This window comes from Solwaraspora sp. WMMB762 (assembly GCF_049179115.1).
GTDB lineage: Bacteria > Actinomycetota > Actinomycetes > Mycobacteriales > Micromonosporaceae > Micromonospora_E.
Window position 1 is genome coordinate 4399297 of sequence record NZ_JBMHMD010000001.1, and the last position, 15667, is coordinate 4414963.

General features: G+C 70.9%; 8 protein-coding genes and 1 pseudogene. 2 read left to right on the forward strand and 7 right to left on the reverse strand.

From position 1 onward, the window contains the following. Positions 1–393: 393 nt before the first annotated feature. The 3 genes and pseudogenes from ACN27J_RS19570 to ACN27J_RS19580 form a co-directional block, all read right to left on the reverse strand. A pseudogene (locus ACN27J_RS19570) lies at positions 394–8685 on the reverse strand (toxin glutamine deamidase domain-containing protein); the annotation flags it as partial. Between the two features lie 135 nt (positions 8686–8820). After that, on the reverse strand, positions 8821–9162 hold the full coding sequence (locus ACN27J_RS19575) for a hypothetical protein (RefSeq protein ID WP_421368279.1): 342 nt from the start codon (positions 9160–9162) through the stop codon (positions 8821–8823). Beyond that, positions 9159–9551, reverse strand: a complete 393-nt coding sequence (locus ACN27J_RS19580; protein WP_421368281.1) for a YbaB/EbfC family nucleoid-associated protein — start codon at positions 9549–9551, stop codon at positions 9159–9161. The genes ACN27J_RS19575 and ACN27J_RS19580 overlap by 4 nt, the downstream gene beginning before the upstream one ends. 157 nt (positions 9552–9708) lie before the next feature. On the opposite strand from ACN27J_RS19580, the gene mycP reads away from it, so the two are divergent. Beyond that, a complete protein-coding gene (gene mycP / locus ACN27J_RS19585) occupies positions 9709–11013 on the forward strand; it encodes a type VII secretion-associated serine protease mycosin (RefSeq protein ID WP_421368284.1) in 1305 nt (434 codons plus the stop codon). A gap of 9 nt (positions 11014–11022) precedes the next feature. Here mycP and ACN27J_RS19590 read toward each other — a convergent pair whose 3' ends face one another. The 4 genes from ACN27J_RS19590 to ACN27J_RS19605 form a co-directional block, all read right to left on the reverse strand. Next, positions 11023–11307 carry a WXG100 family type VII secretion target gene (locus ACN27J_RS19590; RefSeq protein WP_282232770.1) on the reverse strand — a complete coding sequence of 95 codons (285 nt, stop codon included), beginning with the start codon at positions 11305–11307 and terminating at the stop codon, positions 11023–11025. A 14-nt stretch (positions 11308–11321) separates the two neighbouring features. After that, complete coding sequence (locus ACN27J_RS19595; protein WP_416597939.1) at positions 11322–11645, reverse strand: WXG100 family type VII secretion target; 324 nt, start codon at positions 11643–11645, stop codon at positions 11322–11324. A gap of 185 nt (positions 11646–11830) precedes the next feature. Further along, positions 11831–13246, reverse strand: coding sequence for a type VII secretion protein EccB (gene eccB / locus ACN27J_RS19600; RefSeq protein ID WP_421368287.1), 1416 nt, complete (start codon positions 13244–13246; stop codon positions 11831–11833). A gap of 160 nt (positions 13247–13406) precedes the next feature. Then, a complete protein-coding gene (locus tag ACN27J_RS19605; protein WP_421364504.1) occupies positions 13407–14636 on the reverse strand; it encodes an IS110 family transposase in 1230 nt (409 codons plus the stop codon). A 258-nt stretch (positions 14637–14894) separates the two neighbouring features. Here ACN27J_RS19605 and ACN27J_RS19610 point away from each other — a divergent pair, with 258 nt between their 5' ends. Further along, positions 14895–15659 carry an SUKH-3 domain-containing protein gene (locus ACN27J_RS19610; protein WP_421368289.1) on the forward strand — a complete coding sequence of 255 codons (765 nt, stop codon included), beginning with the start codon at positions 14895–14897 and terminating at the stop codon, positions 15657–15659. Positions 15660–15667 lie beyond the last annotated feature (8 nt).

The following is a 15667-nucleotide window of genomic DNA, read 5'->3' on the forward strand; positions in this document are numbered from 1 at the left end:
GGCCCTGGCTCGTCCGTCAGCGGCCACACCTGGCGGCCGGTCGTCCGGCCCGCCCGGCGGGCCGCCACGTACTCCTGCATGATGATCGACGGCGGCATGCTCCGGTGGGCCGTCACCGTCCCGTCGTGGTCTATCACCCAGTTCCCCTGGCCCAGACCCAGCCCCTGGGTGCGTTCCGTCTCCGAGAGGATCTCCCTCGCCACCCAGCCGAACTCGAACTCGTGCAGCGCCATCCGGTTCGGCGTCCCGACCAGCCGCTGGATCAGCTCCTGCGCGTCGTCCCGAGTCACTTCCGATCCCTCCCCGTGCCGTCGGCGCGTCCATCGACCACAACGTGTGCGTCGCCGCCAGGTACTCGGCGGGCGGCTGCGTCGCGGTTCCGCCGTACTGCGGATCCCACCACACCGGCCCGTCGGCACCGTACGGGTAGACGATCAGGAACGCGTGCGAGCCGGCTGCCTGCGCGTTTCCGTCGGCGTCCAGGTGCAGCCGTCCGGTGTCCTGGTCGAAGCTGAGCCAGTCGGCGACGACCAGGGCGGCACTACCTGGGCCGGCCGCCGCCACCCGCTGCTGCAACTGCGCGTACTGCTCGGCGACCGCCGCCACCCGGTCCGCCGGTGTCCCCGGCATGTCCGCCGGTGGGCCGGCCCACTCCCCGCCCAACCACTCCTCGGCCCGGCTGATCCCGTCGGCCTCACCCGTGACCCGGTCGATCGTCCCGTCGCCCGCCCGGTCCGGCCAGCGTGGTAGCGACACCATCGGCCGACCCAGAAACGTCGACAACCCCGCCAACGAACAATCCATACAATTGTTGCCCCGACCCGACCGCCCCGGACCACCATCATTCACCAACCCACCAAACGGATGCGACGACGGATCCGCACCCACCACAAACCCACCACCCGACCACAACACCGCCTCAAGATCAGCCTGAAAACCCACATCCTCCAACGGCGCCAAATTCAACGGACCAACCGGCCGCGGACCCGACAATTCATCGGCGCCGGCGACTACACCGGAGGTTCCGTCAGTTACTCCGCTTCCGGCGAGTCCGTCTCCGGCCACACCTGCCGACCCGAGATCCGCCCCTGCCGACGCTCCGCCGCGTACCGGCCGATCGTCACCGGTACCGGCAGACTGCCGTGCACCGTCACCGTCCCGTCCCGGTCGATGATGTAGCTCCCCAGGCCGACCCGCATCCCCGTGCCGCGTTCCTGCGGACTCAGGATCTCCTGCGCCAGCCACCCGAACTCGAACTCGTGCAGAGCCATCCGGTTCGGCGTCCCGACCAGCCGCTGGATCAGCTCCTGCGCTTCGTCCCGAGTCACTGTTGGTCCCTCCACCTGCTGCCGGCGCGTCCATCGACCACAACGCGTGGGTGACGGCGACGATGTGTGTCGGCGGCACCGGCCACGTCCGGCCGTCCTGCGGATCCCACCACACCGGCCTGTCGGCCCCGTACGGGTAGACGATCAGGAACGCGTGCGAGCCGTCGGCCAGGGCGTTGCCGTCGGCGTCGACCTGCACCTGACCGGTACGCTCGTCCACACTGAGCCAGTCGGCGACAACCAGGGCGGCACTACCCGGCCCGGCCGCCGCCACCCGCTCCTGCAACTGCGCGTACTGCCGGGCGACCGCCACCGCCCGCTTCTGCGGCCCACCCGGCAGGTCCGCCGGCGGACCGATCCACTCCCCGCCCAACCACTCCTCGGCGCGGTCGACACCGGCCGCCTCGCCGGTCTGCCGGTCGACGGCGCCGTCCGGCAGGATGTCCGGCCAGCGCGGTAGCGACACCATCGGCCGACCAAGAAACGTCGACAACCCCGCCAACGAACAATCCATACAATTGTTGCCCCGACCCGACCGCCCCGGACCACCATCATTCACCAACCCACCAAACGGATGCGACGACGGATCCGCACCCACCACAAACCCACCACCCGACCACAACACCGCCTCAAGATCAGCCTGAAAACCCGCATCCTCCAACGGCGCCAAATTCAACGGACCAACCGGACGCGAGCCGGCCAACGGCGCATCGCCGTCCTCCGCCGGTACGGCCCGGTCGGCTACTCCGGTGGCGGGCCCGACTCCGGCCACACCTGCCGACCCGAGATCCGGCCCTGCCGACGCTCCGCCGCGTACTCCTCGACCACCACCGTCGCCGGCAGGCTCGGCTGGGCGGTCACCACGCCCGTCAGGTCCACGATGAAGCTCCCCTGACCGATGTGCATCCCGGATTGCCGTTCCTGGGTCGACAACTCCTCCCGGACCAGCCAGCCGAACTCGAACGGATACATCTCGATCGGGTTCCTGCTGCCCAGCAGTCTGCTGATCAGTGCTCTGGCCTCGTCCTCGGTCATCGACTACCCCTCCCTGCTCCGGCAACGTCGACGACTCGCCCGCGGCATTCGCCGACGCCAGGCTCGTTGACCCGGTATCGCGGCCCTCACCGGACACCGGCCGGGTGCCGGTCAGGTCGGGCTGGCCTCCCGGCAGATCCGGGTCAACTCCGCCTCGCTCGGCAACGGCACCGCCGTGAAGTGATGCGTCACCGACTCCGCCATCACCCGATCGGTCCGATGGAATGTATGACGCTCCTGATTCGCGTACAGAATCGCCACTGCGACGTCTGGGCGGAAGTTCCATCGGTCCGCCCGACGGTCCCAGATCACCGCCTGAGTCGGACCAGGACAATCCGCCAGTGCTATGACGTTCACCGGCACCTCCGCCGAGTCGATCAGGCGGTAGAGTAGGTAGTAGTGAAACACTTGGTCGCTCATCAGTCACCGCCGTCACGTGGAGCGCGAACCCCGGTAGGTCCGCTGGATCAAGACCACGCCTCGCTAGGATATCGTCAAACGACTGCCCACTGTCGGCGAGCCAGTCAACGTATCGATCCCGTGCAGAACTGGCCCCGAGACCTCTGTCATCCAACTTTGCAATCCATTTTGAAATCCCGTTGAAGACCGGTTGACCAAACCGTCTGGTCAACGGCTCCAGCCCGCCTGAAATCGAGCCAGAAAGGCGGCTGATCTTGTTCTTCGACAGGATGTCGAGGAACGCTTCCATCCTGCGCTCGATTGGCACCACAGGATTACGCACTATTCCGTACTCACTACGAGTCTGCTTTCCGACTGACCAGCTCCTATCGGTGGGAAACTGAAGCTCGTAGACTCGACCAGACGGCGACAATAGCGTGACATTCAGTCCGTAGAAGCGATTCCCTGGATGCCAAAAGATCTTGCCGGAAGAGACTTCATGTCCCGAATTTTCCAGGCCACTCAACACCCTCTCCACCACAGGGGCATACAGATCACCCTCAGGGCTCCTCACCGAGAACCTCACGACGTCGTTTACTTTAGCCAGGGCTTCCGGCAGTTCGTAACCTTCTGGCTCGAGTTCGGTGAGGTACTTGCGCGCCAGCGAACCCGCCGTCTTGACGCTGTCCTTGAGACCAAGCAAGGCAAGCGAATCAGCTCCGGGAAGATTCGACTCGGCATTTATCCCGTACAGGAGGGAGTCAATTTCGCCAGCGATCATCGCCGCGTCTGACCGTGCCCCCGAGACCGCATCGGCAACCATCCGCTGCTCTGCCGCCGAGAGGCTGTCCAAGTAGGCGGAATCAGGGTCAGCCAGCTGTCCGACCGCTGCCGCTGGTGGCTGCGTCAGGTCGGAGGCGTCACGCGCCGGGATGCCTCGGTACTCGTCGGGTAGCAGATCCGGGTCAACTCCGCCTCGCTCGGCAACGGCACCGCCGTGAAGTGATGCGTCACCGACTCCGCCGTCTCCCGGTCCACCCCTCGGAAGTTGTTGCGTTCCTGGTTCACGAACAGCACTGCTGTCCCGACGTCCGGCTGACAGCTCCACCTGGCCGTCGGCCGGTCCCAGATCACCGCTCTGGTGGGACCTTGATCGTTGGCCAGAGCGATCACGTTCGCCGGATGGTCCGACGGCCGCGTCGGGTGGTACAGCAGGTAGTACTGGAACTCCATCAGTGGCAGCCTTCCCGCCGTCGCCCCGACCCGAGGTCAGGTCCGGCTGGCTTCCTGGCAGATCCGGGTCAGCTCCGGCTCGCTCGGCAACGGGACCGTCGTGAAGTGATGGGTCACCGACTCCGCCGTCGCCCGGTCCACTGCCCGTACGCTGTGGCGCTCCGGGTTGGCGTACAGGATCGACGCCGCCATGTCCGGTCGGAAGCCCCACCTCGACGTCGGACGGTCCCAGATCACCGCCTGGGTCGGCCCGGTGCCGGCCGCCACCGCTATCACGTTGACCGGCGGCTGGGTCTGGTCGTCCGTCCGATACAGCAGGTGGTAGCGAAAGGTCAGGGTCGGCATCTGTGCTTCCTATCGCGTCAGGATCGAAACCGGGCAGGTCGGACGGGTCCAATCCTCGCGCAGCCAACTCCTGTTGGAAGCTGCGGCTCGGGTTGGCGGACAGCCAGTCGGCGTAGTCCTGCCGCAGGCCGGCCTGTTCCTGCTTGGCGATCCACTTGGCGAAGCTGGTGTCCTTTGGTGGCCCGTACCGCTCGGTCAGCACCGGCATGCCGCCGGGCATCCGGCCGGCGATGTCGTGCGCCTTGTTGACGGCGAGGATGTCGAGGAAGGCGTGCATCCGGTCGGCCGGGGTCCGCGCCGGGTCGCGCATCACCTCGTACGGGCCGTGTGTCTCCTTACCGATCGCCCAGCTGGTGGCGGTCGGGAACTGCACCTCGTACGTCCGGCCGGTGGGCGAGACGAGGGTGCAGTTCAGCCCGAAGAACCGGTTGCCCGGGTGCCAGAAGCTCTTCACGTCGGTCACCTGGTGGCCGGCGGCGGTCAGCGCGTCGAGCACCCCCGCTACCGCCGGCCCGTACGCGTCGGTCTCCGGTGCCCGTACGGAGAACCGCACCACGTCGTTGATCTCGGCGAGCGCCTCCGGGAGGGTGTAGCCCTTCGGCTCGAAGTCGGTGCTGAACTTGCGGGCCAGCGACTCGGCACCTTTGACCCGGTACTCGCTGCCCAGCGGGGTGAGCGCGGCGGTGCCGGCCAGGCCAAGGTCGGTGTTGAGCCGGTCGCCGATGGTCCCCAGCTCGGCGAGGATCGCATCGGCGTCGACCTGGGCGGCGGCCAGCTCGGCGAGCAGCGTCGCCCGGTCGGGTTCGGTCAGCGCGTCCAGGTACGCCGATTCACTGGTCGCCCCGGTCGTCGACACCGCAGTCGTCTGCGGGCCGTCGGCCGACATCGGATTGCCGTCGGCGTCGAGGACGATCGACCAGACCCCGTCGACCTCGCTGCCGTAGATCGGCGCGGTGTCGGAGACCTGCCGGCTCTGCGCGTCGATCCAGATGATCTGCCCGTCGTGGTTGACGGCGTTCCAGGTGTGTGCACCGCCGCCGGCCGCAGCGGTCCAGCTGGTGATGATCAGCGCGGCGGATCCGGGGCCGGCACGCCGCAGCTGGTCGGCGACCGCGTCCAAGCCGGCCGGCCCACGGCCGGCAGGCGCGAAGGACGCACCCAGCCACTGTTCCTGACGTCGGGTGCTGTCCGGCTCGGCGGTCACCGACGCACCGGTCGCCGCCGCGACCTGTGGGTCGCCGTACCAGGTGGCGAGGACGGACAGGCCGACGTCGGCGCAGTTGGTGCTGCGGCCGGGGTTGGCCGGGCCGCCGTCGTTGACCAGCTCCGGCCAGCGGCCGCCGCGCGGGTCGGGGTGCCGGGCCGGGCGGCCGTCCGGCCCGACCGGCACCTCGTCGGTCAACGCCTGCTGGTCGGCGGGGTCCGGCGGCACCAGACCCTGCGCGTCGCCGGTCGGTCTGGTCTCCGGCAGCGCCCGGCCGTCACCCAACGCGCCGGAGTCCGGCGGTACGGCCGGGCCGGGCAGCCGTTCGGTGTCCACCACCGGGGTGACGCCGAGTATTTCCAACATCGGCCCGCACGACCGGCAGGGTGGTCGGTAGTCGCCGCGTTCGTACACCACGTCGACGTCCTGGGCACGGCGGAACTGGTGGGTGACGATCCGCGCCCCGGCCAGCTCCGATCGGGCGTACGCGGCGAAGTCGCCGATCCGGCCGGCATCCTGCCACTGCCGTTCCAGCTGGTAGACCACATCGGACACCAGGGCGACCTCGGCGCACCGCCCGTGCCCGCTGCCGACCCGGCTGACCTGCTGAGCGACCTCGGCGAGCACTGTCTCGACCAGCGGGTGCGGCGTCGGCTGGGTGGCCGGGTCGGTGCTCTGGTCGGCGGTCATGCTGCTGTGTGTGGTGAGCTGCCCGCTGCGGGTCATCAACGCGCCGACCACGCCCGGCCGTTTACCCATCGAGATCTGTTCGCCCGGGGTGGCCTGCTGCTGGTGCCGGGTCACCGCACCCGTAACGGCGTCGACCAGGGCCCGGGACGCGTCGATGAGCGCCTGGTCGGCGTCCGTGCTGTTCGGATCGCCGTCGAACTGGACCGGGTCCAGCTGCCAACTGTGCGTACCGGTGCCGGTAGGGCCGGCCGACCGCTGCAGGGTCTGCGGGTCGACGGTGGTGCCGGAGGATGGTTGCCGAGGGGCCGGGTCGGCCGGTCGGTCCGGTCCGCCGGTGGTCGCGGTCGGCGGCGACGCGGACACCGGCGGGCCGATCGGTGGCAGTACCGGCGGCGTCGGGCCGGCCGTCGCACTCGGACTGGCCGTCACACTCGGACTGGTCACAGCCGACGCCGGCCCCGTCGTGGTGGTCCCGGTCGGGGTACCGACCGGCTGGCCCGGCTGAGCCGGTGCGGCAGGTACGGCAGGTGCGGCGACAGCCGGTCCGAAGCTGACCGAGCCGGCAGCCGGTCCGGTAGCCGGTGCCGGCGGCCGGGGCGGTGCCGACGTGCTACCGGTCGACGAGCTCTGGGCGGCAGCCGTGGTGCTGCCACCGGCCGTCGACGATGCCGCCGTGGCCTGAGCCGGCGTTTGGGCTCCGGCCTGAACTGTCGTCGTCGCAGTTGTCGTCGTCGCAGTTGTCGTCGTCGCAGCCGCCGTACCGGCCGGGGTGGCGCTCGTCCCCGCTGTCGGACCGGCCGGGGTGGCGCTCGTCGCGGCTGTCGGACCGGCAGGCGGCCCGGCTGTGGGAGTCGAGGCCGCCGGCCCGGCCGGAGGGCCAGCTGCGACCTGCGCCGGTGGCCCGACGTCCACCTGCGCCGTCGATACGCCGTCCGATGTGACGTCCGATGTGACGTCCGGCGTGACGCTCGGCGAGGCGGTGCTGGTCGAGGCGGTGCTGGTCGAGGCTGGGTCAGTCGGCGCTGAGTCGGTCGAGGGTGCAGCCACCGGGCCGGCGGCATCGCCGGCGTCAACCGCCGACGCCTGCCCCGAGGTGACCACCGGCACCTCGACGCCGGGTGCCGGCTGGTTGGCGGGTGCCGGCTGGTTGGCGGGTGCCGGCTGGTTGGCGGGTTGGTCGACGACCGTCGGAGCATCCTGGGTTGTCGGAGCATCCTGGGTTGTCGGAGCCAGCGAGATGGAGCCGGCCCCGGTATCCGGCACGGTCGCCGGCGCCGGGTCAGCGGTGACCGGAGCCGCGGTGACGGTGCCCGATCCAGCGGCTGGGCCCGATCCGCTCGCGACAGCGGACCCGCCGTCGGCGGCCGGGCTGCCGCCGAGCCCGCCCAGGTCTATCCCTGCGGCGTCCACGCTCGTCAATGAAGCAATGCCGGCCAGGTCGACGGTGCCGGGCACGCCGGTCGGCGGCGCGACACCACCCAGCCGGTTGGCCCAGCCGGCGGCCGCGCTGCCGGCGGACGACGCCGCCATGGTGGCACCGCCCCGACCGGCACCGCTGGTGAATCCACCGAGCGCCCCCTGCCAGCCGGGGTTGGTCCACTGCTGGTTGACGGCGAGGTTCGCGGCGACGCTGGCCGCCGGGGAGATCACCGCATTCTGCATGCCGGCGGTGACCGACCGGCCGCCCCAGCGGACGACGCCAGCGCCCCGGAAGTTCATTGCCGGCGGCCGGAACGACACCGGCACCCGGGGTGCGACCGTGTTACGCAGCAGCCGGTTGCCGCCGAAACCGAGCATGCCGCCGAACGCGCCGCCGACCCCGGCGGTGAGGGTCCGCCGGCCGTCCCAGTTGTCGCGGTTGCCCTGGGCGACCTGGAACGCCTGGGCACCGATGTCGATGATCAGCTCTTCGCCGATCTCCTGAGCCAGCTCGATGCCCAGCTGGGTGCCGAGCCGCTGGGCGCCGGCGCGGGTGACGTGGGTGGTGGCGAGCCTGGCCGAACCCTGCAGCGCGGCCCGCATCCCGGCCTGGGTGAGCATCTGCCGGCCGAGCTGGGCCAGCAACCGGCGGAACGCGACGGTGACCGCCTGCCGGCCGGCGGCGAGGATACCGGGGATGGCACCGGCGGAGACCCCGCCCAGCCAGGCCATCAGCAACGCCACGAACACCGCGATCACGGTGATCGCCACCGCGATGAGGATGGTCAGCTTCGCGTACTCGATCTCGGTGGCGGCGGTGTCACAGCCGTTCGCGAAGGCGGCGGCGGCCTTCTGCAGGACCGGCAGCCCGGTGTTGGGGCCGACCCCGACCTGCTGCCAGAAGTTGGCGAACTCGGCGCCCGCGTCGCCGCCCCAGCTTTCGATGACCCGCAGCGCGGCCGGATCGGCGTCGGCCAGCGCGACCCGTACCACCTCAGCGAGCTCACGCCAGGCGGCGGCGAGCTCGCGCATCTGGTCCTCGTCACCGGTCGGCCACGCCTCGCCGGCGCTCACCCAGGTGATGGCGTCCCAGACCCACCCGTACTCGCCGAACCACTCCCGGGGATTGATGATCGCCACGTCGTTGGCCCTCCGACAGCGACCGGGCTACCTGCCGCCGCCGAAGCTGTCGCCGACCGCGCCGTCGTCGTCGACTGTGCCGTCGACCGAGGAGACGATCCGGAGCCCGGTGTCCTCGAAAGCGGCGATGAGATCGTCACCGGCGTCCAGGGTCACCTTTGCCGGGGCCTCGTCACCGCCGTCCAGGTAGTGCTCGTTGAACGTCCGGCCGGCCTCGTCGTCGCCCCACGGTCGGGCCTCGTTGAGCGCCCGGATGGTGCCGGTGACGCGGGACCACTCGGCGGCCAGTGTCTCGGCCGCCGCGCCGAGCGCGTTGCCGGCCGGGCGGGCCAGATCCGGGTTGAGGAAGGTCTGCTGCGGCTCGGTCATTTCCGGTCGCCCCCGGGCAGGTCGGTGTCGAGTTGGCGGAAGATGCCTTCGAGATCAAAGTCGATGTGTGCCTGGAACTGTGCGTCGGGCACCATCGGCCGGCAGATCTGCTCCACTTCGGCCATCGCCTGGGCAGTGGCGGCCCGGATGGTCTCGGTGACCGTGGTGGACAGCTGCGCGGCGTTCGGCCGGCGGTAGATCCGCGGGTCGAGCTCCACCTTGGTGACCTGTCCTCTCGGCCCGACCGTCACGGTGACGAGCCCGTCGTCGGAGGTGACGGTGGCCGACACCGCCCGCAGTTGCTGTTGCAGGTCACCGACGCCGGACCGCATCCGGTCGAACTGTGCCATCAACTCGTCGGCACGGGCACGCAGGCCGTGCACGTCCATCGTGTCCCTCCCCGTCGCCGCGTCACACCGGGCGCTGCCGGGCACCGACGGTGAGGCGTCATGACGACGATACTGAATGTGTGCCAGCCGCACGAGCCCGCTGGTCGCCGCCGCTGGATAGGATGCCGGGCGGTACGGGAGGTCTGGAGGTCAGCTGATGCGGTCACCGACCCTGCTGCTGGCCGTCGCGTTGGGCGTACTGCTGACCGTCGCGCCGAGCGTGCTGCCGGTCGTCGCGGCGGCGCCGGCGTCTGCCGCCCCGGGCAATTGCCGCAGCCCGGCCGACCCCGGCCCGGTGATCCCTCAGATCTCCTGGCATCAGCGCTGGTTGGCGCCCGAGCGCAGCTGGCCGGTCACCGACGGGTCGGGGGTACGGGTCGCGGTGATCGACTCCGGTGTCGACGACGACCATCCGCAACTGTCCGGTCGGGTGGCCGTCGGCGCCGACCTGACCGGCGTCGAGGCCAGCGGCACCGTGGACTGCGCCTCGCACGGCACCGCCGTGGCCAGCCTGATCGCCGCCACCAGGGTGGACGGCGTCGGCTTCCACGGCATCGCCCCAGGGGTGACGATCGTTCCGATCCGGGTCACCGAGCGGATCCAGGCGCGGCAGGACGGCTCCGCCTCACCGGCGGACCGGCTGGCCGAGGCGATCGACCTCGCGGTGGCCAGCGACGCGAAGGTGATCAACATGTCGCTGATCATGTACCGCGCGGACCCGGCGGTACGGGCCGCGGTCGAGCGCGCCGTGAAGGCCGACGTGGTGCTGGTGGCCGCCGCCGGCAACAGCCACCAGCAGGGCGCGTCGCCGGATCCGACGCCGTACCCGGCGGCGTTCGACGGGGTGATCGGCGTCGGGGCGATCGACGAGAACGGCGTACGGCTGGCGGACTCCCAGGTCGGTGACTATGTGGATCTGGTGGCGCCGGGTGGGGCGGTGGTGGCGGCGAGCCGGGTGTCCGGGCACCAGGTGGTCGGCGGCACCAGCTACGCCACCCCGGTGGTGAGCGCGACGGCGGCGCTGCTGCGGGCCGCCGAGCCGGACCTGTCGGCGGCCGACGTGGCCCGGCGGCTGACCGCGACCGCGGATCCGGCCCCCGGCGGCCGGTCGGCGGGCTACGGCCACGGGGTGGTGAACCCGTACCGGGCGGTGACCGAGCGGTTGGCGGCGGGCGAGCCGGTCGCCGCGCCGGCGCTGCCGACGGTCGTGCCGGATGCCGCCGCGGCGCAGCGGGCGGCCCGCTGGCAGCGGCTGACCCGGACCGCCGTGACGGTGGCCGCCGGTACGGCGTTGCTGATCCTGCTGGTCGCGGTGACCGTGGCGGCACTGCCGGGTGGCCGACGCCGCCGCTGGCAGCCGACCCGGCGGATGGTCGACCGCAGCGGCGCGGCGTCACAAGGCGGTACGCGCACCGATCCGCAGGAGGCGTACTTCGTGGTGCCTGGACCGGCTGTGCGGTGACGGCGTCGGTCACTCGAACTTGGCCCGGTTGGCCGCCTCGCGTGCCTGCATCCGTACGGCTGCTTCACGCAGCGCCTTCTCGATCCGGTTGAGCAGGTCCTTGAGGTCGTTGGCGGCAGACTCCCACTCCGCCTGCCGGGTCAGGTACGCGGTCTGCGCGTCACCCTCCCAGGTTGCCACCAGCGGCTGGATGCCGGTCTTGAGGCCGTCGAGCTCTTGAATCATGTTCTTGGCCGCGGTGCCGCAATTGTCGGCGGCGTTGTTCAGCGCGGCGAAATCGTAGCGGATGTCCATCTCGATCCCTCCGGTCAGAGCTTCAGCGCCGCAGTGATCTGGCCGGCGGTCGCCCCCGCCGAATCCATCTCGGATTTGATCTCTTCGTCGCTGACTTCGTAGTCCTTACCGGCCGAACCGACCGCCTCGGCGATCGACCGCAACGCCAGGTTCAGCCGCGCCATGTCCTCGTCGAACGCCTGACGCACCTGCTGGAACGAGCCGGCACCGATACCCTTCCACTGGTCGTAGAGCGGCATGAGCTGGTCCATCAACTGGTTCAGGTTGCCGGTCAGCCGGTTCGCGACGTCATCGACGTCCTTCTCGGTCTGAACCATCAGCCCGGTATTGGTGTTCATCCCGGTCATGGTGGTCTTCACCCCGTCCTCTGGTGGGATGCCCCGCAATCCGAGGGGCGGTGCCGCATGGTGCGCCGACGCACCATCTGTCATCGGAAACGGTAGTTCCTTGTGTCCAGTGGCGCCAGACCGATACCGATCGACCGACGCCACCTGGCCGACGTTCGCTGATCCACAATAGTCGTTCAAGCTGGTCGTCGGGCTGCCGCCGGGTCCAGCGCCGGCCCGCCCGGCAGCCGTACCACCAGGCTGGCGGGTAGCCGCACCGGCTCCACCTCGGGGTAGCCGAGCATCGCGGCGACCGCCCGGTCCGCCAGCGGATAGCGGATGCCAAGGTCGGTCACCAGGGTCAGGGTGCCGGCCGGGGCGTCCGGCGCAGGCATCGACTCGACCAACGCGCCGTGGCCGGGCTCGATCACCACCCGGTCCGCCAGCGGTACGCCGTCGGCGGTGCGTGCCGGGGTCACGATCGCCTGCGTCGGCGGCTCGACCTGCGCGTCGACCAGCACCTGCGGCTGGTGGCTGCCGGGCGGATAGCCGGCGCAGACGCTCTGCCGGCCATCGGTCAGCCGCAGGATGTCCGGTCGGCGCTGCGGCGCCCGGGCGCCGGTCTCCCCGGACTCGGCCGCCCGGGGCGCGCCGACCACGGTGGCGGCGGCGACCGGCCGCGCGGTCGGCGGTTCGCCGCCGTACGCGTCCCGGGTGCCCGGATCGGCCAGCAGCACCTCGGCCTGCAACTCGGTCAGCGGCGCCAGCCGGTCCCGTTCGGCAAGGTAGTACTGCCGGTCGCCGGTCTGGTTCTCGACCACGTAGATCGAGCCGGTGACCGCGTCCGGCAGCGCGGTCGACGGCTCGCCCCGGCCGGGCACCGGCCGGCTGCCGATCGGCTCCCCGGCCGGCAACGCGTTCAGCCAGGCCCCGCCGACCAGCACAACCGGCTCGGACCGCAGCGCCAGACCTTCCAGGACGATGTCCTCGTCGACCAGTTCGTGTCGCTGGTCCCGCCAGATCAGCTGCAGGTGCCCGGTGTCTGCGTCGCGGACCAGCAGCGCGCCGTCGCCGGTGGGCCGGCCACCGACCGGCGGCCGGCCGACGGTCAGCACCGTGGTGGCCACCAGCTCACCGGACTCGTCCCGGACGGCCTGGGAGCACAGTGTCCACCCGCCGGTCAGGATCCGCTTCGCGTCGGGCAGCGCGTCCGGTGCGTCCGGGATGCCGATCCGAGCGCCACGGGGCGTACCGGCCAGGGAGTTGCGTGACACGTCGGTCACTGGGGCGAAGGACTCCAGCGCCAGCAGCGCCGAGGCGTAGTTGACCACCGGGTGCAGGTGACCCTCGCGGTAGAGGTACCGGGTGCCGGTCTCCTTCTCCAGGATCACCGAGGCGCCGTCCTGCCAGCTGGTCGCTCCACCGGGGACGATGAAGCCGAACACCCCGACCGCACCGAGGCACAGCACCGCCACCATGATCCCACCGAGGCCCGCGCCGCCGAGCCGCTGGAACGGGGCGACCGCCGGATCCGGGTCCCTGGCCACCAGCGCGGACGTCATCCGCTGGACGAAGAACTGGTACGACTGGACCTGGTCGCGCCGCGACGGCATGCCTGGCTTCCTTCCACCCGTCAGCGCCGCGCGGCTGCACCACGCGGCGTGCCGCCTACCATAGGCTCACGCGGCGTGCCGCCTCCCACAGGCTCCGGTGACGACGGCGTACCGTGGGGTCTCGCCCCGCAGCTCGGAAGACATCCCAGGAGCTTGAATGTCAAGCAGCAGCTTCGTTGAGGTGATGCGACCACGCGGTCGCCTCGTCGTAGACGGTGCCGGTCTTCAGGCATCCGTGGAGGATGCCGACGAGCCGGTTGGCGAGCTGACGCAGCGCGGCGTTGTAGCCGGCGCCACGGGCTCGTTGCCGGTCGTAGTAGGCGCGGGCACCCGGGGATGTGTGCAGGGCGGAGAACGCCTGCGTCATCAGGGCGTCGATGAGTCGGTCGTTGTGCACGAACCGGGCCGCGACGGTCCTCTTCTTCCCGGACGCGCGGGTGATCGGGCTGGTCGCGGCGTAGTTCTTCCGGGCCTTCGCGGTGGCGTAGCGGTCGTGGTCGTCACCGAACTCGGCGAGCACCCGGGCGCCGAGGACGGCACCCAGTCCGGGCTGGGACAGGATGATCTCAGCGTCCGGGTGCCGGCCAAAATGGTCCTCCACCTGCCCTTGCAGGGCCTTGACCTGTTCGTTGAGGGTGACCAGCAACGCGACCAGGGCACGTACCGACGCGGCGTACGCGGCGGTGACCACGGCGGGCTGGCCGAGGTGCTCGGCGCGCAGCGCGGCTTGGATCGTGGCCGCCTTGGCCGGGATGTCGCGGCGGCGGGCCCGTTTGAGGGCCGCGCTGATCTGCGTCAGGCTCAACCGGGCGGCGGCCGCCGGGTCGGGGGCCTTCGCGAGGAGTTCCAGGGCGTCCGGGGCGTCGAGGTCGGCGAACGCCGTGAGGGCGGCGGGGAAGTAGTCGCGCAGCGCGTGTCGCAGCCGCTGACCGGCGCGGGTGCGTTCCCAGACCAGGGTTTTGTGTGTTCGGGTGACGACCTTGACCGCCTGCGCGTCGGCGGTGTCTCCGGCGATCGGGCGCAGTTGGTGCGAGTCGGTGCGCACCATGTCGGCCAGCATGTGCGCGTCGGCGGCGTCGCTCTTGGCCCCCGACAACGCCAGGCGTTCCCGGTAGCGGGACGCCTGCAACGGATTGACCGCGTACACCGTGTAGCCGGCGGCGACGAGGGCCTGCACCCACGGGCCCCGATCGGTCTCGATGCCGATCCTCACCCGGGCGTCGTCGTCGGTGTCGATGTCGTCACCGAGGGCCTGGCCGATCATCGCGTGCAGCCTGGTCATCCCCGCGACGCCCTCGGGCAGCCGGGCCCTGGCCAGCCGGCGGCCGGAGGCGTCCATCACCTCGACGTCGTGGTGGTCCTCCGCCCAGTCATCTCCTACGAACAGCAACACGTCTCCCGTCTATCGAGTCGATCACCTTCGGTAGCCGGGAGGAGAACCATCAGCGACCTAATGAAGCAGTGCTCACGCCGCGACCGGGCGGGCACGACATCCCATCAGCGATCAACTCTCCACACCGACCGGCAGGGGCACGATCTTCCGTCAGGACTCGACGTCCGGGAACAACGAGTGCTCACCCGCCGGCGGCTACCTATCCATCAGGAGTCTGCCGGATGGCTCACTCCCAGAACTCATTAGGGAACATCGATGCTCGGTCGCGACGAGGCGCTGGACCTGGCCCGCCAATGGGCGACCGAGCACGGTGCTGATGCCGGCACCGACGAGCGGATCGGCCTGCACGAGTTCGAGCACGGATACGTCGCCTGGCTGATCCCCACCGACGACGCGGGAAGTCGGACGGCCGGGCCGCCGACCGGCTCCGGGTCGCCGCGGATCGTGATCGACGGGGAGTCCGGCGAGGTCAGCCAGTGGCCGCCGGTCCCGGTGACGGTCGTCGCCCAGCGGTACGCCGCCGCCCGGGCCGCCGGCCGCCGGTTCCCGCCGGACGTACGGCCGGTGCTGGAGGCCGCCGGCTGGTTCCCCGGCCGGGACGTCTCCGCGATGGTCGACCAGTGGGCCGACCGGTGGGCGGGTGAACTCGACGGGCTGGTCATGACGCCGGTCGCCCGCGCGGCGCTGACCGAGTTCGGCGGGCTGACCATCGCCCAGTTCGGCTCGGACGGCACCGCCGACGCCGGCTTCCTGACCTTCGTCCACCCGGTACGCAGCGGCCTGGTCACCGAGGAGGCCCGGGTCTTCGTCGACGAGTACGAGCATCCGGTGTTCCCGCTCGGCGGCAACTCGGACGGCCCTGCCGAGCTGGTCGTCGACGCCGCCGGCCGGGTCCTGCTGCTGCACTGGGCCGGCTACCAGTACGTCGCCGACGACGTCGACACGGCGCTGATCCGGCTGGTCCGTGGCGGCCCGTTCCCGCCACTGCGGCCGGAGCACCTCGCCGGGCCGGCCGACTGACGGCCGGC